The following is a 23,705-nucleotide window of genomic DNA, read 5'->3' as shown; positions in this document are numbered from 1 at the left end:
TCAATTTAATATTCGTCCTCGTTAAAGAAGAAGTCGTCTTTGGTCGGATAATCAGGCCAAATTTCCTCAATAGTTTCATAAGGCTCGCCGTCATCTTCTAATTCCTGGAGGTTCTCGACCACTTCAAGTGGCGCGCCAGATCTGATGCCGTAATCAATTAACTCATCCTTGGTCGCAGGCCAGGGAGCATCTTCTAAATAAGAGGCAAGTTCAAGTGTCCAGTACATAGTGTTTATTTAATTAATAGGTGTTCCGGATTTTAATTGGGTTGCAAAATTATATTTTTTTTGAAATATGTAATCAAGTACTGATTATTTAAAAGAAAGTTGTCTCAAAATATAATTTTTTACATCCACTTTTCTTTTCAGTCCTGAAAGTTTTTTTCGCATCATAATCTCAAAATCCTGAGTCTGAACGCGGAAATTATCAGAATTACTCTGAGCCGTGTCCAATTCAGTCTGATCTCTATGAAGCAGATCCTTTAATAAAGCAATTTTTATTTGTTTTTGCTCTTCTGCAGGTTTTTCGTCAAAACCCTCGTATTTACCGTGTACGAGTTTTTCCAAAAAGGCTTTTTCGAAAACGATATCCATAAAGAATTGGTATGATCTTGCCGTCAAATTCACTTCTTTCGGCTTTCTCATCGGAAGTTTCTTCCATTCTTCCTGAATTTTTTTGGCTTGACCGATCAACTCATAGGATGTAGGCTGACCTGCCAGCTTCTTGATTTCGTCCGTCAGCTGCTCCGCCTTTCGAATGATCTCTCTAGGGTGCATCGATGGCCCTGGATTCAAAGTCCGTTTGTACCTGGAGAAAATTCGGTTGTTAAGTCTAGAAAATTCATCCCATAAAGGTTGACGTTTTTCAGCGGGGACTTTTCCGGATGCTTTCCATTCCTTTTGAATTTTTTTACTGATTTCAAAAGCAACTTTGGCATCTGGGAAATCATGCGCCTCTCTGGCTTGCACCACCAAGGCCTCATATACTTTAATATTTTCTTCAGCCTGTAAAGCGAGTCCTTCGTAATAATGTCTTCTATTCTCGAAGAAATGCTGTACGGCGTCGTTGAATTTCTTTTCAATCTCTTCTTCCAACTCCTTCTCCACTGGACCTGTTTTGATCCAACGCATTTTCAGGTCTTTGTAAGCCTCCGTGGTTTCTCTCCAATCCGTGTTATCCTTCATTTCCTCTGCTTCCAGAATCAATGCTTTTTTCACTTCCAGGTTTTTGGCACGATTGGACTGGATAATTTCACTCAGGTATTCTTCTTCCTTATTGAGCTCCTCAATCAGCGGAATAAAATCGCCTAAGGCATCCGCTTGCATCAAAGAATCTCTCAGATGAATCAACTTCATCAAAAAAGAACCTTTGTTTTGGTTTTCTTGAATATCGGATTTTAGCTTTTCGACCTTCTCTTTGAGTTGATCGAACCTTGTTTCAAAATAGCTGATTGTGGAGGCTTCGTCTTCCTTAACCTCTCCAATCACCCTGTCATCCTGACCTAAAAATCCTTTTAAATAAACTTTGTTATCCTTTATATATCCATACGGATGCTCCATTGCTCTACAGTAGGTTAGGTGGTCGTTTCCAATTTTTGGCAAATTAATTAATTCAAAAGCACTTATCCTAAGAAAGGGGTTTTTTTGCCATCTTTACCATTTAGTGAAATTGTAACGCAAAATATACCACATGAGTGCAGAAAAAATCATCTTTTCTATGGCTGGAGTCTCAAAAATCTATCCGCCGCAGAAAAAAGTATTAAAGGATATCTATCTCTCATTTTTTTATGGAGCCAAAATTGGGGTTCTCGGACTCAATGGTTCCGGTAAGTCTTCCTTGCTGAAAATCATCGCTGGGAAGGACAAAGAATACCAAGGTGAAGTAGTTTGGTCTCCCGGGTATTCCGTGGGAATGCTGGAGCAAGAACCTCAATTAGACCCTTCTAAGACCGTAAAAGAGGTGGTTGAAGAGGCTGTAGCCGAGACGGTTGCTTTGCTGAAAGAATTTGAAGAGATCAATGAGAAGTTCATGGATCCTGCCTTGATGGAGGACCCGGATGCCATGGATAAACTGATCACCAAGCAAGGAGAAGTACAGGAAAAACTGGATGCTGCCAACGCCTGGGAACTCGATGTCATGCTGGACAAAGCCATGGATGCTTTGCGACTTCCCCCTAGTGATGCCAACGTGGCAAACCTTTCCGGTGGTGAAAAAAGAAGAGTGGCACTTTGTCGACTTTTATTACAGGAACCGGATGTCTTGTTACTCGACGAACCGACCAACCACCTGGATGCGGAATCTGTACATTGGTTGGAGCAACATTTACAGAATTACAAAGGTACTGTCATTGCCGTGACGCACGACCGTTATTTCTTGGATAATGTGGCGGGATGGATTTTGGAACTGGACCGTGGGGAAGGGATTCCATGGAAAGGCAATTACTCTTCTTGGTTGGATCAGAAACAAAACCGATTGAAGCAGGAGGAAAAAACGGAGTCCAAGCGTCAGAAGACCTTGGAACGAGAGCTGGAATGGATCAGAATGACTCCGAAAGCCCGACAGGCAAAAGGAAAAGCCCGTTTGAGCGCCTATGATAAATTAGTCGGAGAGGAGTCTAAGGAAAGAGAAGCAAAATTGGAGTTGTTTATTCCACCGGGGCCACGATTGGGAGCTAAGGTGATAGAGGTAAACGGCGTATCCAAAGCCTATGGCGATAAGCTTTTGTTCGAAAACTTATCTTTTGCCTTGCCACAAGGTGGGATTGTCGGTGTGATCGGACCGAATGGTGCAGGTAAATCCACGCTTTTCAAGCTGATCACAGGACAGGAAAAACCAGATGCTGGGAATTTCGAAGTAGGGGAGACCGTTCAACTTGCCTATGTGGATCAGGGACATGATATTCTGGATCCGAATAAAACCGTATACCAGACGATTTCTGAAGGAAATGAATTGATGAAGCTGGGCAACAAGGAAGTGAATTCAAGAGCTTATGTTTCCAAATTTAACTTCGGAGGAGGAGACCAGGAGAAGAAGGTAGGAGTACTTTCTGGTGGAGAACGGAACCGGGTTCATCTGGCTTTAACGCTAAAAGAAGGTGGTAACTTGCTGTTACTCGATGAGCCTACCAACGATTTGGATGTAAATACGCTAAGAGCCTTAGAAGAAGCTCTGGAGAACTTTGGAGGTTGTGCCGTAGTAATTTCCCACGACAGATGGTTCCTGGATAGGATCTGTACGCATATCCTGGCATTCGAAGGCGATTCTCAGGTGGTCTGGTTTGAGGGTAACTTCTCCGACTATGAAGAGAACAAGAAAAAGCGTCTGGGTGATGTGACACCGAAGCGAATTCGATATAAAAATCTAAGATAACCTTTGAGGTCTTTGGGACCTCGAAGGTTTTATTTGAATTAGATAATCGCTGTGGGCAGTCTCAGTGATCAGCAAGCTGCGTAGTAGTCAGGCCATTTCGAAGGAGGTACTACAAGTCTCGATTATCGGGGACTGAGAAATCTCTTAGGTAATACGCAATAGCTGAAAGATATAAACCTCCGGAGTCGTGAAGATTTCGGAGGGTTTTTATGTAGACTTCCCGCTTTTGGGGACCCCATAAATATCGCGGTTGTAATTCCAAAGTATGAAAAGAATATAACTTTCCTGATTAAATCTATTCAAATTGGATACAGCGGTTTGGCAAGGGTTTCGCTGCGATAAAATCCGCAAGGATTTTCAACCGTAAACTGAGGATAGCAAATTTGCAAGGACTTTCAGCGAGGAAAGTCAGAAGCAATGAATTATAGCCGGTATTGTGCTTTCGTTAATTTTTTAATTCATCATTAATTAATTGTAGAACTCGGTTATTTTCATCGAAGGTTTCCGTTTTCCAATTACGTAATAAAGTCTCCCTTTCCAGATAAGCATTTATCAGTTCATAAAAGTAGTTATCATTTAAAAGCTGCTCATAATTAATAGGAAATTTGCCACTGTCTGTATCCATGAAATTTTGCCAATAGTATAATTGGACATTTTCTAGTATAATATTTAGGCGATTATCATTTTCTCTGAGTTCTAAATTAGGATAAGTAACTTCAAATAAATTAAGTATTTCTTTTTTTAAGGACTTTGATTGTAATAAATCAAATCCACTAATCTTTAGCATTTCATATCCAGATTTTGAAAGAGCTGTACGAGAAAATCCCAAATTCATACGTTGAAAACCTTGTTGCATTGTGTCATTATAAGGTTTTTTCTCCCTAACTGATTTAAGATAGTTTTGCCGCTCTTTAATAAATCTATTTCCCCAAAAAATACTAGAATCGAGTGTTTTTGCATTAACTTCTAGGGTTTCTGCAATTTCAAAAAGAATGTCTTTTTCTTTAACCCTATTTTTTCTTGCCTCATTCCAATTGTTTATCGCTAATGCAATCAAAATACCAATAACTACCAAAATAATTTCTCCAATGGCGTATTTCATATACTTTCCAGTTTTTCCCTCGGAAAGCAAATTTTGACGAATATTTCTAAACAATTTTATCATTGCTAAAGGTAGGTCATAATGAAGCCTAACGGTCTCGTATAACTGTCAGTTACGGGTTAATATGCGGTAATTTTCGGTATGGCACTGACTTTAGCAATTCCTAGTGGATTCGGACGTAGTCGAATCCACCGTAATTGCGGTTATACATTGTTACCACACGTTTTTTTTATTCAGTTGATAGCCAGTATAAAGTATTCAATACAAATTGTTTCCAATCGTAATTTTCTAAATTCATACCAGCTTTTTGTTTTGTTCCATCATTTTGGTCAAAAACCATTGCTGTAAATCCGTTCGAATCTCCAAGAGCAACTACTTTTCCTTTACCGACATTTCCTGCCAAAGCCTGTGAATTACCTTTTCCAATTGGCCCAACTCCTGTACTATGAACTACGTTTTCTGATGATTCAGACAACCTTAACAGGTTGGTATAATTCTTTCCATTAAGTCCACTACCTCCAAATGTCAGCAAGCGATTAACTTGATTCGACGGTGTTCTCCCTTTAACTATTGGATGTTCAATATTTAGAAGTCCATTATCCTTGGTAAATTCTATCCATCCTGTTCTTCCAATTTCTTTGTTATAGTTCAAACTGTCAATTGTTGTTCCAATACTCGACTCAATTCCAAACTGATTTAGAAGTGGGTTGATTGCTTGGTCAAATGGTGCATGTTCACTAAAAACTAAAAGTGAACCACCGTTGTTAACCCAATCATACAAGCTATTTATCTCGTCTTTAGAGAACGTAGATTCATCTGTTACCTGATTTTTAGTGGTGAAGTTGAATGGAAGAGACGTAATAATCATTACAACGTCAAAGCGTTTTAAATATTCAGGTGTAAATTTTGAACTATCTACTATTGTTTGGTATCCATCAGCTTTTGCCAGGTCAGAGAAAGGTTTTATAAAATCCCATTGAATAAAAAAGTTATGGTGAGCACCATCTAAGAGTATTTTTGGTCCTTTCCCCTTTTTATAAGTTGGCTCTTTTACTTCAGAGTTAAATTCAGGGTCGTTTGACATTGGCCATTGTCCAAAAGTCAAATTACAGGACACAATCAAAACAAATATTGTGAAGTATACTTTTCTTGTCATCATCTTTTTTTAAATGTGTGGAAACACTTGTACATACGCTGCTCCAAAAATCTATTGCGTATAAATCGCAATTATCCACAAGTAGGTGGAGTCCTTGTTATAAAATTAAGGTTTTCAGTGACTTTCATCTCTACCCTATCCCAAAAGTTTTTGAGCACAAGATTTATAATCTCCTTCCAATTGATGAAAAATAACTTTTGAAAGGTTTGCAGGATACTGAATTAGTTTTCAGTGGTCAGTGGTCAGTGGTCAGTGGTCAGTGATCAGTGATCAGCTTGCAGAATAGTGATCAGGTAATTTCGAAGAAGGAACTGCCGATCCCGATTATTCGTGAACTGATAAATCTCTTTGGCAATTCATAATAGCTGAATCTGAAACAAGTAGGCAGTTGCAGTAATTAGGGGCAATGATCTGTGATCATCATGCAGAGTAGTAGAAAGGTCATTTCGAAGGAGGAACAACTGAGAAATCTCTTTCAAAATATCAAAGACCAATTAACCGCTCTTCGGGATCTGATAGCGGATGTAACCCCAAAGTATGATCAAAAAGAATATAACTTTCCTGATTAAATCTATTCAAATTGGATACAGCGGTTTGGCTAAACTGCGTATTAATTCAGTTTAGGTTTTTTATCTATTGCTCTTTTCCTTTTAAAAAGTAAGAGTACAACTAAAGTTGATATTACTATTAAGGTGATTATCAACAATAACCCCAAATTTGTTATTCCGCCTATAATTGAGTTGCCCTGTAAATTATTTACCTCGTTCATTTCTTCCAGATATACTTCAATTGGTTCTAGACCAATCTCAGCTCTTCTACTATTTAGATTTTCAGGGTCAATTGTAGGCCTAATGCGAGCTTTTCCTGTAAACCAATGATAAGTTACTTGCGTGCCATAAACCAACTTTTCACCCAAGTTCATCTTAATTCTATCCAATAAATAGGCATAGTTAACAGGGTCAGCATTGTTAATCTGTACTTCTTGATACAACGAATCGAGAACTCGTTTCTGAAAATTTGTATCAAAATCAGAATGTTGAACCATCACCCAATAAAGATTAGAGCCTCTTTTACCCAACTTGTCATAACCAGGATAGCCAAACTTATTAAGAGTATTTTCAAGAAATATTTGATGAGCCTGGTAAACACTGTCAGCCCACTCAGTAGTCGATAAACTCGAAGAGCTTCTGGACTTAGATGCTGCTAACTGATCAATTTCAAACATTCGCTCTAATTCTTTTAATAACGTGGAATCTATTCCATTTTGAGCAGAAAGTTTTGATGAATAGCAACAGGTAAAAAAGATAAATGCAAGAAGGATTTTTTTCATAGTTAAGATTGGTGATAGGTAGCACTTGTATAAGAAACTCCAAAAATCAATTGCGTTTATATCACAATTATCCACAAGATAGGAGCAGTGCTTCGTATAAAATTAAGGATTTCAGTGACTTCTATCTTTTTCCTACCCTTAATTTTTTTGATCACAAGGCTGATGATCTCCTTTTTAGCCCTCGATAAATAAAGGGGTGCTGGGGGCTCGAAGGATTTTTTAGGGCGGATTGTGTAACCGTCAGTTACGGGTTTTAAGATACGGCTTATCTGTCAGGCACAGACCATAGCAACTCCATGTGGATTCGGACATAGTCGAACCCGAAATAATTACGGTTATACAATATTGAGCTATTGTTAATATAAAATTTCTAGGCAGTAGCCTTAATCAATCCTATACTTCTGAATCCGCCAATTTCTTGGTGTCTACATATTGTTGAAAGGCAATAATTTTTCCTTCATCATTAAGGGTCCATAAATGTGCAGCCTGTGCATTATAAGCCTTACCTGTAGATTTTACTTTAGCATCGTACCGTAGAGTAGCTAGGATCATATTATTATTCATGCCATGGATTTTTATATCCTGTAATCCAAAGTATTCATGTTTATTTCCAAGGTTAGTAAATACGCCTTCTAAAATTGCATCTGGCCCAATGTATGGGTTTCCTTCGGCAAGGGAATTACTTTCGGCCTCATTCCATTCGATATCAGGATGCATTAGCCCCAATACGGTTGGCATATCACCAGTTGAGAAAGCGTTGTATAATGATTCAATAATTTCAATGTTTTGTTCAATGGTCATGATTTTATAGTTAGTTGATTATTAAATTATATTAACGTATTGGTTTTCCTGATTTTCTCGCTAAAAATGACTTGCCCCGTGATAAGTACAACACTTGTTTAAACTCAATAATCTATACCCTTTTGGTAAATTTCCGCAAGGTTTTTATAAGTATTAATTCAGTGTTGTGGTAAACAAAATAGGGATTTCGGCGGGTTTCATCTCTATCCTATTCCAAAAGGTTTTTGATCACAAGATTTAAAATCTCCTTTTCGTCTATGAAATAGATCTAAAGAAAGGAGCTACTGAAAGTTTTTAAAGGAGGGTTCTTTTATATGTAATCCTGGGTTTTAACTCCTCAACTTATCAGTGAATGCTGCCCTTTGAATTAAGTTTTCATATTTCAATATAGCCCCGAACCTGCATGTACTTAAATACACTGGTAGCTGTAGTTCTATTATTTATCATATGTTTTAAAATCTTCCAGGTGTTTTGAAGCTTCTTCCAAATCCATGATTAGAAAACCAAAGCCTACGCCAGGTTCTGTATTATCTTTTCCTATCTGAAAACATAAATATCTTCCATCGTCTGAAATTACTCCTTGATTGGCCTTGTATCCCTTGTAGTCAGTGAAATGCGTTAATCTTTGCATTGCCCCTGAACCATCTAATTTCAATTTATACAGATCTAGCAAAGGCCAGGCATTTTTCTCAGAATTCCCGTGTTCGACTAAGGTGTGTAACCCATCAGGGAATATTCCTTCGGGCTCATCGTAGCAGCAAGGGGAATTAGTGATCGTCCTGTATTCTCCGGTTTCGCTGTCAACCATATAAACATCCGTATTATTCCCATTATCAATGGTATAAACAGCGAAAGTTACTTTTACATCTTCGGGAGGGACAAGGCTTTGTGTTTCAAGACTTGCATGACCCAGTGAAAAGGGTAATTGTTTTGAATCAAAAATCTCCCTTTCGTTGGCTAGCTTAGGAATTCCATCCTGATAAATTATTTCGGCCATTAATAGCTTTGCCCTGTTTTTTCCTAGCTCAGGTAATTGCCGGTCCCGGTGAGTCCAGGCTATTCTCATCCTATTTCTGGAAACAGCTGGACCTTCAGCACAGAGTGTGTTTAATGAAACCGGGGGTGTATTTCCATTTTTATCCATGACATACAACCAGGTTAAGTCACGCGCTTTATCCCTTTCTTCAATGTTGGTAGGGTCAAATGGTGCATTGGGACCTGAAAGTAGAATGTCCCCATTTGATAAATACATGGCTCTGGTAAAACCGTAATGATTGAAATGTCTGGTTTTTGGACGGATTATTCCAGTTGCTAATTCCATTTCATATACTTCGCCCATTGGTTTGTCTAAAAACAAAATGAACCGGCCATCATGAGACCAATCCGGACGTTCTCCAAAGCCGCTTACAAGTTTTATATAGGGAGGTAAATTATCTGTTGGACTGGCATTAATTAACTGGGGTTCTGTTTTTTCCTGGCCTTGACCAAACGCATTAATGCTCTGTAGTAAAATGCATGAAAGGAGAAAATTTCGGAATGGAAAAGCTTTTTTTATTGTGGACATATCGTCGAATTTTAAAATGACAGGGATAAAATTTATCAGTACTGCTATTACTTGTAAAAGCCTGGGTTGGGCTAGCCTATTTCATAACTATTCAATTGGTTCAGAGTGAATTACTTGTTGTTTATTCTAAAATAAGGATTTCAATGACTTCCATCTCTACCCTATCCCAAAAGTCTTTGATCATAAGGCTTATAGTATCCTTAATTAGTTTTCAGTGGTCAGTTTGCAGTGATCACTCCCCACTTCTAGGTCTGATAATTATCGCGGTTGTAATCTCAAAGAATGATCAAAAGGCTGGTAAACTTCTTGGTTAAATCATTTAAGATGAAAAAATACTGGGCTTTTAAAATACAGATTTAAATCCTATGATTTGGGTTCAGGATTGCATCCAAAATGGCAATAATTACTTGAACATCATAAAATCAAATAATTGCCATTTTTAATAGTAACAATCAGTCTCTTAAAAATAATCAGAGGTAGAGGGGCGATTATCCTTTACATCTTCATCAAATTTTGGCTTCTCTTTCTCTTTAAATAATTCTTTCTCTTTTTCAATTGCACGATCAATTATTCCTTTTTGAAATGCTTTAATTAAATCAACTTCACTTGTATATTTTAATTCTTCCAGCACCCATTTGTATTTTCCTTTTAAATCTGAAAACATGGCAAACGCCTGTTCATCTTCTTGAATAATTGGAATAAGTGGGATTTTAAAATTGGGAACTGTAGCTTGAAGTTCAAGAGGACTACTTTTAGGGCTAGTAATATCTGCGATAACAAACCTGGACATACCTGCTAAAATTTGAATGGTCTCCGTATAATCTCTGGATTCCACTTGTTCAAAATCAAACATCATAGGGACAAAATCCAATTCTCTTAACTTATTACGAATAGCATCTAATATTTTCTTTCTTTCTGGAGAAAATCGACCTAGAATTAACACTCCCTTACCTGTTATCGTGGTCAAAATTTTTCGAATTTTAGTGTTATTCAGCATCAAATAAATAAACTGAGCTACTTCAATATCATCTACCGTAATAATAGGGTTAACATTAGGTTCTTGTTGATTGGTAATAACCAAATTATTTTGTGAAGCTGGTTCTCCGATTAAATCCCAAACTGAAATTCCATATACATTGCATCCATCAAAAATGGCGTTCTCTATTTTAGTATATGTAAAATTAGATCCAGTCAAGATGGTATTAGTTAAGTCTGCATTAGAAAGATTCGTATCAATCATGACTGTATATGCCAGGATTGAATTTCTGATGGTTGCACCTGTAAAATTTGCGCTCAAAAGAATTGCTTGAGTAAGAACGACTTGTGTAAGATTAGCACCTTCCAGATTTGCTTTTTCAAGATTTGTTTTTTCAAGGTTTGCTCCTTCAAGGTTTGCTCCTGATAGATTTGCTTCTTTAAGATCTGATTCTTCAAGATCTGCTTCTTGAAGATTTGCTCCTGTAAGATCTACATGAAAAAGACTTGAATATGGGATATATGCTTTATAAAGATTTGCCTCTGTGAAATTCGCATACCCAATACCTGCTTTACAAAGATTTGCTTTTACAAGATTTGCTTTTGTAAAATCTACTGAACCGAGAGATGCTTCCGTTAGAATGACTTCTGTGAGAATTGCCTCTTTTAGATTTGCTTCATATAGATTGTCTCCATAAAGATTTGCATGGGCAAGAATAGCCCCTTCCATATTTGCCCCTGAAAAATCTGCCGCTTTACCTGGATTTGATCTAAGATTTTCTGAAAAAAAAGGATCATCTAAATCACTTGCCTTTGTGGGATTAACTCTTTCGAGATTTGCTCCTTTAAGGTTAGCTCCTTTAAGAATAACCCCTTTAAGAGTTGCTCCCTTAAGGTTTGCTTTTTCGAGATTTACTCCTTCCAAGTTGGCATTTGAGAGATTCGCTCCTTCCAAATTTACTCCTCTCAAAAGAAAAAATCTTAAATCAAACTCCTGTAGGTCAAAACCACTAAGATCAAGTTCGCATAGCCCATTGATTTTGACTCTCCTTTCCAACATCTCCTTTTGAGATATATATTCAATATCCGAATCAAGAAAATTGCTGTTAAAATATTCGTCAAAATTTTCAGTAAGCGCATTTTTTTTCAGCCATTCCTCCCATACCTGAGCCCCATGCTTTATGATTTCTAATAGTTCAGATGGAGTGATTTCATTTTTTGATTTCATTTTTGCAAAGTTTGCCAACGCTTCTTATAAGAGCCTAGTTCTGCTTAGTCTATTTCGTGACTATTCAATTGGTTCAGAGTGAATTGGTTATTGTTCAATCCAAATTAAGATTTTCAATGACTTTCATCTCTACCTTATCCTAAAAGTTTTTGACCTAAGAGTTAAAAGTTCCTTTCCGTTTACTGGTAAAAACCGGACACAGTAGCTCCTCGAAGGTATCTGTTGGGCAGAAAATGGTATGATAGGGACATTACCTATACAAAATGTTAGCAACAGGCATTTATGTCCTTTATTGTTGTGTATCAAGAATTCCCAACCCTTCTAAATATCCCATAATGCTCATGAAAATAATCAAAGCAAAAAAAACGATGGCAATTACGTTGATCGCTCGGCTCTCCAATTTATAAAATGCTTTTAATATTCCGACGAATAGTGTAACCCACAATAATGCTTCAGGATAACCCATTATTTGTTCAATAATTGGAACATTTGTATAGATGAACCCGTCAAGTGAACCCATGGCGGCTGCGAAAGTAGAAAATACCGAAAGCCCTAATATCAAAAGCCACAACTTAAAAAAACCGTAATTCCCGTCTATAAATATTTTTCTCAAAGGCAATAACACCATCGCCATTATAAGTCCTCTAATAATTTGGAATGCAGGCCCGAGTGCAACAATTGGCGTATCCGTTGGTAACATGAAAGATGAAATAGCACCTTCTGAAAACCAGGATTTATAATCTATTACGAATAGTGCAAAAATTCCAGCGCAGAAATATGCAATGGTATGCGCCACAGTAATTCGCCATATAAATATTAAATTTTCCTTTTTTTTGCTTCTCATACTTTTCATCCTTTAAAGCCTCTAATATTTTTAAAAATCTTTTTATCGTTTTGCTATTGTTATCGAACTATCCTGATTGCTGCCAACACTTGTACTTATGTGACACCAATATGCTTTAGCGAATACACCCCAATTAGCCACGAGTTGGTATGGTGCTTTTTATAAAAATAAGATTTTCAGCGACTTCCATCTTTATCCTTGCCCAAAATTTTTTGATCACAAGAGTTATAAGCTCCTCCCAATTGATGAAAAATAACTTTTGAAAGGTTTGTAGGATACTGAATGAGTTCAAAGTGATCAGTGGACAGTGATCAGCTTGCTTGCCTGAGGGAGGTTGACAATATGGTGATTGGGTCATTTCGAAGGGGGAACTGCCAGCCCCGGTTATTTGGGAACTGAGAAATCTCTTGTGCAATGCACAAAAGCTGAAAGATATAAACCTCCTGAGTCAGGAAGATTTCAGAGTTTTTTTTATTTTGGTTATCTACTCTTCGGGATGTGCTCTTCGGGACCCGAAAAATATCGCGGTTGCAATCCCGAAGTATTATTAAAAGGAATATTACCTTCTTTATCAAAGCTATTCAAATTGGATACAACGGTTAGCATAAATGGCGTTGCGAGCTTTTGCTCGCAATGAACATTTTATGCACTGTTGGTGGTTCGTTTTTATTCTAATTCTTCATTTATTAGTTTTAGCACTCTACGAGTTTCTGATAATCCTTTGTTTGTTTCCTCTTTCATCCATCCATAATTGTGATAGAAATCAGTCAGCGAAGAATAGTATGTTTGAGATTTCAGAATCATATCATAGTCATAAGGCATAAGTGAATCATCTTCGTTCTGATAGAAGAGTTGCCCTAAAATCTCTCTTTGATATGAGTTGTGTTGAACAAATGTTCCATCAATAGAAATTAAATGACTATAAGTGTTTTCGAACAACTTCAATATCTCATCTTTTAAAGATTTATTAGCGACAAGACTAAATCCATTGTTTCTAAATGCTTCATAGCCTACGAAAGAAATTACATCAGCTCCTCCATATCCTCCTGTTGCCTTAAAAAAGTAAATTCCCAGTGAGTCATGATTTGGTAGTTTATTATCAATCACGTCCATAATAATCTTACCTGATTTTTGACCAAAATTAAAATAATCTATTCTTGCTCTAAAAATGGTTATGTTATTTTCAAGGTTCAGTTTTAGGTCGATTAAAATCTCTTTTTCTTGTTTTCTGTCCTTTCTCCATTCATTCCAGGTATTAACCTGTAATGCTATTAGAATACCAACCACAACCAAAATAATTTCACCTATCGCGTAAAAGATGTATTTACTAAATTTATTTTCGGTCAATAATCTTTGTCGAATCTTTTTAAAGAATTTTATCATATGCTCAGTGGTTGGTCATAATGAAGCACAACACTTGTATATACAACTCCGAAAATCTATTGTGTATATATCACAATTATCCACAAGAAGGTGGAGCGACTATAATAATTTAAGGATTTCATTGAAATTTATCTTTATCCAATCCTAAAATTTTTTTGATCAAAAAGCTTTTGATCTCCTCCCAATTGATGAAAAATAACTTTTGAAAGGTTTTTAGGATACTGAATGAGTTCAAAGTGATCAGTGGACAGTGATCAGCTTGCTTGCCGGAGGGAGGTTGGCAGTGGTGAAATCAGGTCATTTATTAGTTTTCGTAATTCCTTGGTAAAAACTATCCAGAAACAAAGAATTGTGGGTTTCATCCCTATAAAATTCAGTTGTTAAACTTACTTTCTGGTTCTTCTCTAGCTCTGATATGAATTCTTCAATTTTACTTTTGTGGAATTCTGGGATAGGCTGATACGTTAAATGTATTTTTACCTCCTTCTGTAAATTATTGTTTTTTAGCCTATTAATAACTTCTCCATTGCTAAACCAAATTGAAGGATCGTACATATGAATCACTTCGAAGGGATGATTTAAGGATAAGATATATCCTCCAAAATAACCTCCATAAGAGTGGCCGATCAATGTTTCGTAACTATTGGTGGGGTAGTTGTTGTTTACTTCAGGAATCAATTCATGAATAAAATAATGATAGAATTTCATGCCCTGTCCTGAATTTGCCTCATTGTACCAGGTTGAATCAACTTTTTCTCCATCATATTCATTTCTTGATTGACTAAAGGTTAGGTCTCGACCTCTTTTTTCTTCCCAGTCAATATGGGGAATACCGACAATGATTGAGTTTTGAATTTTCCCGTCTGCACCTAAATAAAAAGTGATATTTCTTATTAAGTCAAACCTCCATTCGGCATCTAAGACATAGATGACAGGATAGCTTAATGTATCTGAATAATTAAGCGGTAAACTAATCCAATAGCTTCGTTCTTCTTCTAAGTATTCAGAATATATTTTGTGCTCAATGGTTTTGTTTATACAGATCGTGTCTTGAGCCATCGAAAATTGAGAAATCAAAATCAATCCAAGTACAAGTAACCCTTTCATATCGTTTATTAATTTTAGACAACACGGGTATAAACCTAATAATCTATATCCTATGCAAACCTATTTGCATGGTCTTCAACCGTATTAGTTCAGTGTTGGGTAATCCAAAATAAGGATTTCATTGGCTTCCATCTCTACCATACCTTAAAGTTTTTGATCACCAGGTTTATAACTTCCACACAATAAATGAAAAAGAACTATTGCTAGGTTTGTAGTATACTGAATTAGTTTTCAGTGGTCAGTGGTCAGTGGTCAGTGGTCAGTGGTCAGTGGTCAGATTGGCTGCCGGAGGTAGGTTGGCGCTATAGTGATTAGGTCATTTCGAAGGAGGAACTTCAAGTTCCGATTATCGGGAACTGAGAAATCTCTAGTAACGTAATATATCCGAAAAATGTAAACCTCCGGAGTCGAGAAGATATCGGAGGTTTTTTATTTAGGCTATCCACTCTTCGGGATGTGCTCCTCGAAATCAGATAAATATCGAGGTTACAATCCCGAGGTAAGAACAAAAGAAAATTGCCCTCCTGATCAAATCTATTCAAAATGGATAAACGCCCCGCATAAATGGCGTGGCGACAGAATGGGAGCCATTAGCATTTTATGCTTTGTTGTGCTTTCGTTATTTATTTATTTATTCAATTTATTATTTAAGTTGCCATACTTAAAGTAACTATAATAAGTCCAATTCAGCGTTAATTTCTTTCTTCAATTGTTGTATTTTTTTAAAAAGCGAGCCATCATTTGTGTAGTTGATTCTGAGTGATATATGAGTGCCCTCATAAATATTATATAAGGCTGTTTTAAGACTTTTATCTACTCCAGTAATATCCTTTACTTCTTCCAGGGTCAATTTACTCCAAGGTGGAATCCCAGCGTCGTTTAAAACACTCTGGAGGTAGTATCTGTGTCGATTAATCAAATCTTCCTCATTTCCAATGTTACTTTGCATCACAGCATAGTACGATTGAATTTTTTGTCTTAAATTTTTATTTCTGATTACTTCAATCTTACCCGTGGATAGGAGGTCATTAATTGTCGTTTGGGTTAGATCAAATCCTCTAGTCTGCAAAAGTCGGGTTAATTGGTGGCCAAATGACTCCAAGCGAAATGAGTAGTCCGTAATAATTGAACCTGAGTAAATAACTGATTGATCAATAATTGTAGCTTCTTTATGTGCAATCTCGGAAGGGGCATCACGCCTCAAAATTGTAGTATCCGCACCTAATTTTAATAAGGCGTCTTCAGCCAAAACTAAGTTAACTGTATTTGAAATAATTACTGTGCCAAGATCCTCAAGGTCCAGTTCTAAATCTTTCAAAAGTCTATTAAGATAATGTACTTCGAGTTTAACATTCTTTTGTTTTTCATTCCAATTGTTTACTTGTAGAGCCAATAATATGCCGACCATTACGAGTAAGATCTCACCGACAGCATATTTTAAATACTTTCCAGTTTTGTTTTCCATTAGTAAGTTTTGACGAATTTTTCTAAAAAATTTAATCATTGGTTATTGGTTGGTCATAATGAAGCACAACACTTGTATATACACAACTCCAAAAATCTATTGCGTATATATCACAATTATCCACAAGTAGGTGAAGTGCCTTATTTAATATAAGGATTTCATTGAAATCTATCTTTATCCTATCCCAAAAGTTTATGATAACAAGATTTATGATCTCCTCCCATTTGATGAAAAAGAATTTTTGAAAGGTTTGTAGTATACTGAATTAGTTTTCAGTGGTCAGTGGTCAGTGGTCAGTGGTCAGTGGTCAGTGATCAGTGATCAGCTTGCCTGCCGGAGGTAGGTTGGCGCTATAGTGATTAGGTCATTTCGAAGGAGGAATTGCCAGCCCTGATTATTCGAGAACTGAGAAATCTTCTTTCGAAATATCAAAGTAAAACTATCAGGTTGAGCGGAGACGAAGGCTGATGTAAAACATAAAACCCTTTGAAGGATGTCCTTTCCGTTCACAAATAAGAACGGTAAGCAGGAACTCTTCAAAGGGTTTTCAATGACGGTCTGTCTATGAACAGTAATGTCCAGCAGGACGATATTGCTATTAGCTTTTGTTTGGCAAAGTAGTTATATAATCCTCTAAATATTGGTGTAATCCTTTTTCTGGATTATTAAGCAGATATTTCTTGTACTCAATTTTCAATTCATCCAAAAGGCGCATGATGTTAAAGCCAATCGTATAATGATAGTCCGTTGGACCAGCATAGACTAAATAATTAAAAGCATGATTTTCCAAATCAATTTCTTCAAATTCTGAATAAGAAATAAACTTTGGATCGTTATGGATTATTGGAGCATCAGAATTATTGAAGTAATTATTAAGGGAAAACATGCTGTAATACTCAATGTACCTAGCCGATCCTTCTTGAATGACATAATAGTTTTCTACCTGTTCTAGATGGGGATGTTCTGAACCGTATTTAGTGATCCGCTTTTTCCTTTGGTCCAAGTAGGATGTAATTAAAGAATCGCGATTATCTTTACTATCCTCAGAAATGGCTTTCATTAGAATATTATTTTCATCCTGAATCATAGCTAGAAATTGCTTGTCTTCCTGACATAATGCCACCAAGTTTCTAATGTCAAAAGGTAAAATTCCAATATCGGATTCAGCATACTCCAAGTAGTTCTCATTGTTGTATTGAAAGTGATGAAACATTTCATGAATAACCATAGTTGACCACATTTCTGTACTTTCAACGGAAGGGATGTATTTCCCTATTTCCTCCACAGAAGAATATTGTTCTACAGGGTTTTTAAAAAAGAACTCTAAAGAATCTTCTTCATTGAAACTGATCATTACCTCCATGTGATAAGGAATGCTGTCTATCCTTCCTGTTAGCCAATAATTATCACTGTGTTTTTTGGGGTTGTGCAATTTCTTATTTACATGTGAATCTGGGAAGAACACTTCAGACCGATCTGCATCGAAGTAAATTAAAGTTCCTTCATTATTCTTTTCCCCAAACTCAGGCCAATTCCTTTCAGCAACAGATTTTTTCAGGTTTAGAACGAAAGAAATTCTTCTGGTTGACAAACTATCAGGTAAGTCAAATTGATTTTCCGAATTCTCACTTTCAGAACCTGCCTGTGATTCATCTTTTTGATTCTGGCATGCTATTGCGAGCATGCAAATTCCAGTTATGAGCAAAAGCTTAATTTTCATATTTGTCTATTTTTCCAACACATGTATATACGTAACTACAATATTCCATTGCGAATATATCTGCAATGTCCATATGGGTGTCGCTGTTTCACCCAAATTATGGATTTCATTGGATTCCATCTTTACAATTCCCTAAAGATTTTGATCACCAGGTTTATAACTTCCACATAATGAATGAAAAAGAGCTATTGCTAGGTTTGTAGTATCCTGAATTAGTTTTCAGTGGTCAGTGGTCAGTGGTCAGTGGTCAATTTGGGAGTTTCACCGCAAGGGTCATTCTATCGTATTGAAGCTAGTTTATATGTATTATCTGCTTCTCAATGACCAATTTCCAATACCATTATTTCTGCCTTATTGCATTGATCAGGTGCACGTTGAACGATAAAGGTTCTATCATTCGCTTTTAAAAATGGAAGGGGCTCATTTTGACCCTCATTACTCATTTGATAGGATACCGTGTCTAAAAGTAATATGCCATCTGAACTGTCTAAGTATCTTATTTCAAATGTGATTTTGCCAATATCTTCCTCACTGTTATTCACAATTTCAAATCGAGCATTGTTATTCTCAATTTCAATAAATTCTGCCTCGATTTTTTTACTGGAACATGAAACTAATAAGAGGAGGGAAAATAAAATTAATTTACTCTTCATAGCTGTTTTAGTTACAAATTGCAAGGTCTAACTGAGATTAGGTTATGTCCCATCTGCTATTCCTTTATAAAATCAATTTTGCAGCAACACTTTCAAAATATTCTGTAAGAACATTCATTTTAAGGGTTGTTATGGCTTCATTATTTAATCTTTTTCCAATTCTGTTAGCAGGTTTTCAATGCTAAGTCTCATTTTATTGTTTTGGTCGGACCGGAAATAGTAAGTCCGTAAAATAGAAAGCGCTCGATTATTGAACAATTTGTATTGTTCTGATTTGAAATCAAATAGCCAGTCATTCAGGTTTTTAGATTTATCAGATGGGAGATCGCTAAATGAAAGTATATCTACCGCATTTTCAAATTCAAGATCACTCAAAACATATTTTTGTACCACTTCATCTCTGTTTTTTTCATAAAAATCCTGCGTGGCTTTATATTCTAAAATGGCATTTTTGATCTCTTTGTTAAATAGCTCTAGGTTGCCCGTATTAATAATATCATCGATGGTATAGGCAATACTTTGGTAGAAATCACCGTAATAGTTCACCTTTTCCATTTCTTGAATGACTACATTATATTCCTTATCCGGATTTTTGAAATAGGAGAGGTAATCATTGATGTCTTTTTGCATTTTCTGACATAAGGTATCTAACTGATTGATCCTCATCAAATCAGCGTTAAGTTCAGTAATTAAAGTCTTTTCGTAGTTTTTAGCTTTGCGTTTTTGCTTTAAGCTTTCATTCGCATTGTTGATCTGAAGTGCTATTAAGATTCCAATAACAACAAGTACGATCTCCCCAAGCGCATATTTTAGGTACTTTCCAGTCTGACCCTTTTCCAGCAAGTTTTGCCTAATTTTCCTGAAGAATTTTATCATTGATTATTGGTTGGTAAAATGAAGCACAACACTTAGTAAAAAGCCCGATTACAACTATCCTATTGATTAACTAGTTGTTTTGATGATAGTGGGTTAGTTGGTATTGAACTTAAAATAAGAATTTCAATGATTTCTTTCTTTATCCGATCTTAAAAGTTTTTGACCATAAGGCTTTTGAACTCCGCTCTTCTCAAACCGATAAATATCGCGGTTGTAATCCCGAAGTATGATCAAAAGGTTTTTATCTTCTCGATCAAAACACTTAAAGACAACACTACGCTCTTTCTTATTTACTCGGATTTTAAATCCTATGATATAGGTTCAGGATTTCATCCACGATAGCCATCAGGACCTGAACAGCGGAAACTGATTAATAGATTCAGAATCCATTTACCTAAAATCGAGATGGGTTAATACTTAATTCTAAAAATCGACCCTAAACCATTTCCATCACCTAAACCCTTTTGTACCGTTAAATAAATTTCACCAGCTTCGGATTCCATCATTCCATTGATAAAATATCTGTCCCCTAGATTGACATCTTCTTGTGAGGGCATGTTGATGCTGTTTGATACAATGGGAGCTAACTTCGGATTTTCGAAATCGCTGGCAAGAAACATTTGCCCACTCCAATCTGAAATCAAAACTTTGTCCTGAAAGACGGGGAAATTATTCCCTCTATATTGAAAGGAACCGACTATTGCCTCGCCCCATCCCAGAATGTGATCGTATTCAATCGCAGGTAAAATCAGTTTTCCATTAATTGAATCAATGGATTGGTTTTCAGTTAGAATGGTGCCCTCATATAGAGGCCAACCGTAGTTTCCACCTTTGGTAATGATGTTCACCTCTTCTTTGAGTCTATCCCCAACATCTATGCAAACCAAAGCTCCTGTTTCAGAGTCAAAATCAAATCGATAGGGATTTCTAAAGCCATAAGCCCAAATTTCAGGTGCCTTTCCATTTACAAAAGGATTATCTTCTGGTATGGAATAGGGTTGCCCTTTGTCTACATCAATCCTTAAAATGGAGCCGAATACATTAGTTAAATTTTGTGCATTCCATTTTGCTTCATCGCTTTTGCCTGTGCCCACCCCAATATAGAGCATCCCATCAGGCCCAAAGGATAAATTCCCCCCTATAATGAATAGACCACTGTAATCCAATTCCATTAGTACTCGCTCCGAATCCGGATCAGCAAGTCCTGAATCGTCTTTTTGAAGCGTAAATTCTGAAATTCGAACGTTTACTCCGTTTTTGTCATCATTGATTTGATGACTGTAGAATGCGAATAATCGGCCGTTTTCTTCAAAATTTGGGTGAAACTCCAATCCCAATAACCCTAATTCTGTGAAATCAGGGAGCTGATGATCTACCCGGTCAGTAATATCCAAGAACACTTCTTGGGAAGGACTATTTCTATCCTTAAGAAGGATTTTACCCCCTTGCAAAACAATGAATAATCTGTCCGAACCCTGTAAGCTTTTTAGTTGAACAGGATTTTCCAATCCCCCGATTACTTCTTCCAACTCAACATGTATTGTGTCCATATTTGAAGAGGAAGATGTAGCCGATTCTTGGGCTTTATCATTGTTTTTGCCATTGCATGCTAGAAGTGATGCCGCCAGCAAAACATAAAGTAATCGTTGCATAAGTTGAAATGAAAAAAGTTTAAAAAAGATCCTGCTATTTTTCAGTATTGGTTGTCAACTACCTCTACTGGTATATTTTTCAAGTATTTGACAATCAATTTAGTATTATAACTGATCAAAACAACTGACTATAATCGGTTATTATAGATTTTGATTTTCGTAGCTATTCGAGACCTGATAAATATCGCAGTTGTAATCTTGAATTAGGATCCAAAGTCTTGTAAACCTCTTGGTTAAATCATTTAAGAGGAATAATACCGATCTTTCAATAACGCGGATTTAAAATCCTATGATTTAGGTTCAAGATTACATCCAGGAAGGATATTGGAACCCGAACAGCAGCTTACCTATCAGCGGTAGGTTTATAGTAGCCTGGATCGGAATGATCGCATCACCGGGTTTCTTTATTGCGCTGCACATTTTACTTCTAATTGCACTTTCAAGGCGTTGGTTTCCTGAAGTAGCAATTGATAAAGTTCGATTTGCCGGGTGTTCACGCTTACAAACTCTAAGGATTCATTGAGTAATCTCCTTCTCATTTGGGATGTAAGAATATCATCGTCAAGGACCAGAATAGCTTCTTTCAAGTCTTCATCCAGCCCATCTTTGAATCTCCCCTCTCTAATAGAGGCTTGGACAGCACCATTTGCAAAGTAATCCTCATGCGCAAACAAAATATCTACCGCATGCTTCCCATTTACCATGATGATACTCTTTAGCTCTTCAAACCTATTGAAATAACGGTTTAGCGCCTTGATGATGAGTTTATCGCTGATGATATTGAGATTAGCTCCAGATTTTAAATCGTCAAAAGCCGAATTATTTGGCTTAAAATCAGAGAATACAGCTTTGGTGGAGCGCGTTATCTGAGAAGCAATTTCAATTTTTTCCGAGTTGTCTTCCAAGAGTAATCGGACAGCATGATTGGATGCTACCAGACGCTCTTCGGCTTGCTCTAACAAAATTTGTGTTTGTTTCTCATCCAACCGGACATCATCCAGTAACCGGCAATAATATTCCTGTTCTAATTTTACCTGTTTGCGATGATCGTTCCATTCATTCAACTGGAAAGCGATCAGGATACCGATCACCACCAGGATAATTTCCCCGACCGCATACTTCATATACTTCCCGATTAACTGATGCTCCATAAGCCGATAGCGAATTTTTCTAAAGAAATTAATCATGGGTGTTGGTGTCGTAAATCACTTGCTTTGCTCCAGTTCAATTCTGATCCCGCTGGTTTTATTCAATTGACTCACACGTGGTTTGGTTTGGTAAAATTAAGTTAAGGATTTCGTGGACTTTCTCCTTGATCCTTGTATTAAGTTTTGGAATTCAAGGATTAAAATCGTGGAGGTTTAGACGGACCGTTTACGAATAAAAAAAGGATAGAGGGGCTCCTCGAAGGTTTGTAGAAAACGGTATTTTGATCAGTGTTCAGTAGGTAGCCTGCCTCCCAGAAGCAGGTGTTCAACTTCCCTACTAAAGCTAGATTTTCTGTGTTGCAAGTTGGTCCTTTCGAAGGAGAACTGCCAGTCCCGATTATTCGGGAACAGAGAAGTCTCAGATGGGGTACCTAAAGAGATCCAAAGGCTGACAAATATTAAAAAATCCTAGTGGTTTCCTACTGTCCAAGCATTCCTAAGGATAACAAAGTCCCGATGATATTGAGCCCACAGTGAACATAGATTGCCAATCGTAAACTCTGGGTTTTCCAAACCAAATAGGTCATGGGAAGCAGCGCAAGGATCAAGGTCAAATAGATTTGGGGCTGCCAAAAATGATAGAGTGAAAATAAAACAGCACTCAGCACCGGAGCATACTTGCCCCAGGTTTCCATTCTTGGCAATAAATATCCCCTAAAATACAGCTCCTCAAAAAAGGGAGCCAATAGCCCGTTGAGAAGGAGGTTTAACAACAAGGTGATCAGAATTATTTTTTTCGAATACCCTTCAAAGTCTCTCACCTGATACCAGTCGGGCAGCCAGAACAAGAGTTTTTCGGTCAACAGCACATTGAGGGGCTGGGTGAGTCCGTAGATCAAAAAAGCAAATAGGATCAACCCGGCAGTATACAGCACCATTTTTTTGGTGGGTATTTTCTCTTTGTAAACCATTAGGTCGCTGATTCGTGGAACGCCCTCCTTTGATTTTGCGCTTCTTAAATGGATCAGAAAAACAGGGACCACCACAAGGCCGCCGGCGAGGAGCATTGAAAACTGAGGGGGAAATCCTTTTTCCAATAGGATAGGGGTGATCAAGATAAAAAAGAAAGTAATGATCACGCCAGGGTAAAAATGATACAGGATGGATTGTGCTTTTGAGAGTTGTTTCATGATAGCTATAATAAAGATGGATGCTCATAGAATCATCCCCTGCAACCACTCATCCCCCCCTTCATCAATTCTGCTTGGTCACGCAGGGTATACAAGTTTTTCTTTCTAAAAAGATCCCTTTTTAGGATCACCAAATACTGCT

The 23,705-nt window shown here is 37.0% G+C and carries 19 protein-coding genes; 1 reads left to right on the top strand and 18 read right to left on the bottom strand.

What is annotated here, in order from left to right:
* Positions 1-5: 5 nt before the first annotated feature.
* Positions 6-227, bottom strand: a complete 222-nt coding sequence (locus JYB62_RS10255; protein WP_008202749.1) for a DUF2795 domain-containing protein — start codon at positions 225-227, stop codon at positions 6-8.
* Between the two features lie 84 nt (positions 228-311).
* Positions 312-1,559, bottom strand: coding sequence for a DUF349 domain-containing protein (locus tag JYB62_RS10250; RefSeq protein ID WP_205645279.1), 1,248 nt, complete (start codon positions 1,557-1,559; stop codon positions 312-314).
* Positions 1,560-1,689: 130 nt separating this feature from the next.
* On the opposite strand from JYB62_RS10250, the gene ettA reads away from it, so the two are divergent.
* A complete protein-coding gene (gene ettA / locus JYB62_RS10245) occupies positions 1,690-3,369 on the top strand; it encodes an energy-dependent translational throttle protein EttA (RefSeq protein ID WP_205645278.1) in 1,680 nt (559 codons plus the stop codon).
* Between the two features lie 445 nt (positions 3,370-3,814).
* On the opposite strand, the gene JYB62_RS10240 is transcribed toward ettA, so the two are convergent.
* From JYB62_RS10240 to JYB62_RS10165, 16 genes are all read right to left on the bottom strand, one after another.
* Positions 3,815-4,471, bottom strand: coding sequence for a DUF6090 family protein (locus JYB62_RS10240; protein WP_205645277.1), 657 nt, complete (start codon positions 4,469-4,471; stop codon positions 3,815-3,817).
* Between the two features lie 229 nt (positions 4,472-4,700).
* On the bottom strand, positions 4,701-5,555 hold the full coding sequence (locus JYB62_RS10235; protein ID WP_205645276.1) for a hypothetical protein: 855 nt from the start codon (positions 5,553-5,555) through the stop codon (positions 4,701-4,703).
* Positions 5,556-6,237: 682 nt separating this feature from the next.
* Positions 6,238-6,957 (bottom strand): DUF6624 domain-containing protein, encoded by a 720-nt coding sequence (locus JYB62_RS10230; RefSeq protein ID WP_205645275.1) that lies wholly within the window; start codon positions 6,955-6,957, stop codon positions 6,238-6,240.
* A gap of 393 nt (positions 6,958-7,350) precedes the next feature.
* A complete protein-coding gene (locus JYB62_RS10225) occupies positions 7,351-7,758 on the bottom strand; it encodes a nuclear transport factor 2 family protein (protein ID WP_205645274.1) in 408 nt (135 codons plus the stop codon).
* Between the two features lie 436 nt (positions 7,759-8,194).
* A complete protein-coding gene (locus JYB62_RS10220; RefSeq protein WP_205645273.1) occupies positions 8,195-9,322 on the bottom strand; it encodes a TolB-like translocation protein in 1,128 nt (375 codons plus the stop codon).
* A gap of 460 nt (positions 9,323-9,782) precedes the next feature.
* Positions 9,783-11,525, bottom strand: a complete 1,743-nt coding sequence (locus JYB62_RS10215) for a pentapeptide repeat-containing protein (protein WP_205645272.1) — start codon at positions 11,523-11,525, stop codon at positions 9,783-9,785.
* A 289-nt stretch (positions 11,526-11,814) separates the two neighbouring features.
* A complete protein-coding gene (locus JYB62_RS10210) occupies positions 11,815-12,369 on the bottom strand; it encodes a hypothetical protein (RefSeq protein ID WP_205645271.1) in 555 nt (184 codons plus the stop codon).
* Positions 12,370-13,035: 666 nt separating this feature from the next.
* On the bottom strand, positions 13,036-13,752 hold the full coding sequence (locus JYB62_RS10205; protein WP_205645270.1) for a DUF6090 family protein: 717 nt from the start codon (positions 13,750-13,752) through the stop codon (positions 13,036-13,038).
* Between the two features lie 297 nt (positions 13,753-14,049).
* A complete protein-coding gene (locus JYB62_RS10200) occupies positions 14,050-14,859 on the bottom strand; it encodes an alpha/beta hydrolase (RefSeq protein WP_205645269.1) in 810 nt (269 codons plus the stop codon).
* A 670-nt stretch (positions 14,860-15,529) separates the two neighbouring features.
* Positions 15,530-16,363 carry a DUF6090 family protein gene (locus JYB62_RS10195; protein ID WP_205645268.1) on the bottom strand — a complete coding sequence of 278 codons (834 nt, stop codon included), beginning with the start codon at positions 16,361-16,363 and terminating at the stop codon, positions 15,530-15,532.
* Positions 16,364-16,922: 559 nt separating this feature from the next.
* On the bottom strand, positions 16,923-18,044 hold the full coding sequence (locus JYB62_RS10190; RefSeq protein ID WP_205645267.1) for a hypothetical protein: 1,122 nt from the start codon (positions 18,042-18,044) through the stop codon (positions 16,923-16,925).
* A gap of 317 nt (positions 18,045-18,361) precedes the next feature.
* Entirely contained in the window at positions 18,362-18,697 is a 336-nt protein-coding gene (locus tag JYB62_RS10185; protein ID WP_205645266.1) for a hypothetical protein, read from the bottom strand.
* A 144-nt stretch (positions 18,698-18,841) separates the two neighbouring features.
* Positions 18,842-19,573, bottom strand: coding sequence for a DUF6090 family protein (locus JYB62_RS10180; RefSeq protein ID WP_205645265.1), 732 nt, complete (start codon positions 19,571-19,573; stop codon positions 18,842-18,844).
* A 410-nt stretch (positions 19,574-19,983) separates the two neighbouring features.
* A complete protein-coding gene (locus tag JYB62_RS10175) occupies positions 19,984-21,225 on the bottom strand; it encodes a PQQ-dependent sugar dehydrogenase (protein ID WP_205645264.1) in 1,242 nt (413 codons plus the stop codon).
* A 404-nt stretch (positions 21,226-21,629) separates the two neighbouring features.
* Complete coding sequence (locus tag JYB62_RS10170) at positions 21,630-22,412, bottom strand: DUF6090 family protein (RefSeq protein ID WP_205645263.1); 783 nt, start codon at positions 22,410-22,412, stop codon at positions 21,630-21,632.
* A gap of 440 nt (positions 22,413-22,852) precedes the next feature.
* Positions 22,853-23,563: a CPBP family intramembrane glutamic endopeptidase gene (locus JYB62_RS10165; protein WP_205645262.1), complete on the bottom strand. Its 711-nt coding sequence runs from the start codon at positions 23,561-23,563 to the stop codon at positions 22,853-22,855.
* Positions 23,564-23,705: the final 142 nt, after the last annotated feature.

This window comes from Algoriphagus lutimaris (genome assembly GCF_017051705.1).
GTDB classification, from domain to species: Bacteria; Bacteroidota; Bacteroidia; order Cytophagales; family Cyclobacteriaceae; genus Algoriphagus; species Algoriphagus lutimaris.
The sequence above is the reverse complement of the archived record's forward strand: the minus strand, read 5'-3'. Positions and strand labels throughout refer to the sequence as shown.

Coding starts and splice junctions, on each gene's coding strand:
- JYB62_RS10235 (WP_205645276.1), bottom strand. CDS start 5,555: ATGTCAAACGACCCTGAATTTAACTCTGAAGTAAAAGAGCCAACTTAT.
- JYB62_RS10190 (WP_205645267.1), bottom strand. CDS start 18,044: ATGAAAATTAAGCTTTTGCTCATAACTGGAATTTGCATGCTCGCAATA.
- JYB62_RS10170 (WP_205645263.1), bottom strand. CDS start 22,412: ATGATTAATTTCTTTAGAAAAATTCGCTATCGGCTTATGGAGCATCAG.
- JYB62_RS10210 (WP_205645271.1), bottom strand. CDS start 12,369: ATGAGAAGCAAAAAAAAGGAAAATTTAATATTTATATGGCGAATTACT.
- JYB62_RS10205 (WP_205645270.1), bottom strand. CDS start 13,752: ATGATAAAATTCTTTAAAAAGATTCGACAAAGATTATTGACCGAAAAT.
- ettA (WP_205645278.1), top strand. CDS start 1,690: ATGAGTGCAGAAAAAATCATCTTTTCTATGGCTGGAGTCTCAAAAATC.
- JYB62_RS10165 (WP_205645262.1), bottom strand. CDS start 23,563: ATGAAACAACTCTCAAAAGCACAATCCATCCTGTATCATTTTTACCCT.
- JYB62_RS10175 (WP_205645264.1), bottom strand. CDS start 21,225: ATGCAACGATTACTTTATGTTTTGCTGGCGGCATCACTTCTAGCATGC.
- JYB62_RS10240 (WP_205645277.1), bottom strand. CDS start 4,471: ATGAAATACGCCATTGGAGAAATTATTTTGGTAGTTATTGGTATTTTG.
- JYB62_RS10195 (WP_205645268.1), bottom strand. CDS start 16,363: ATGATTAAATTTTTTAGAAAAATTCGTCAAAACTTACTAATGGAAAAC.
- JYB62_RS10215 (WP_205645272.1), bottom strand. CDS start 11,525: ATGAAATCAAAAAATGAAATCACTCCATCTGAACTATTAGAAATCATA.
- JYB62_RS10225 (WP_205645274.1), bottom strand. CDS start 7,758: ATGACCATTGAACAAAACATTGAAATTATTGAATCATTATACAACGCT.
- JYB62_RS10185 (WP_205645266.1), bottom strand. CDS start 18,697: ATGAAGAGTAAATTAATTTTATTTTCCCTCCTCTTATTAGTTTCATGT.
- JYB62_RS10230 (WP_205645275.1), bottom strand. CDS start 6,957: ATGAAAAAAATCCTTCTTGCATTTATCTTTTTTACCTGTTGCTATTCA.
- JYB62_RS10200 (WP_205645269.1), bottom strand. CDS start 14,859: ATGAAAGGGTTACTTGTACTTGGATTGATTTTGATTTCTCAATTTTCG.
- JYB62_RS10220 (WP_205645273.1), bottom strand. CDS start 9,322: ATGTCCACAATAAAAAAAGCTTTTCCATTCCGAAATTTTCTCCTTTCA.
- JYB62_RS10250 (WP_205645279.1), bottom strand. CDS start 1,559: ATGGAGCATCCGTATGGATATATAAAGGATAACAAAGTTTATTTAAAA.
- JYB62_RS10180 (WP_205645265.1), bottom strand. CDS start 19,573: ATGATAAAATTCTTCAGGAAAATTAGGCAAAACTTGCTGGAAAAGGGT.
- JYB62_RS10255 (WP_008202749.1), bottom strand. CDS start 227: ATGTACTGGACACTTGAACTTGCCTCTTATTTAGAAGATGCTCCCTGG.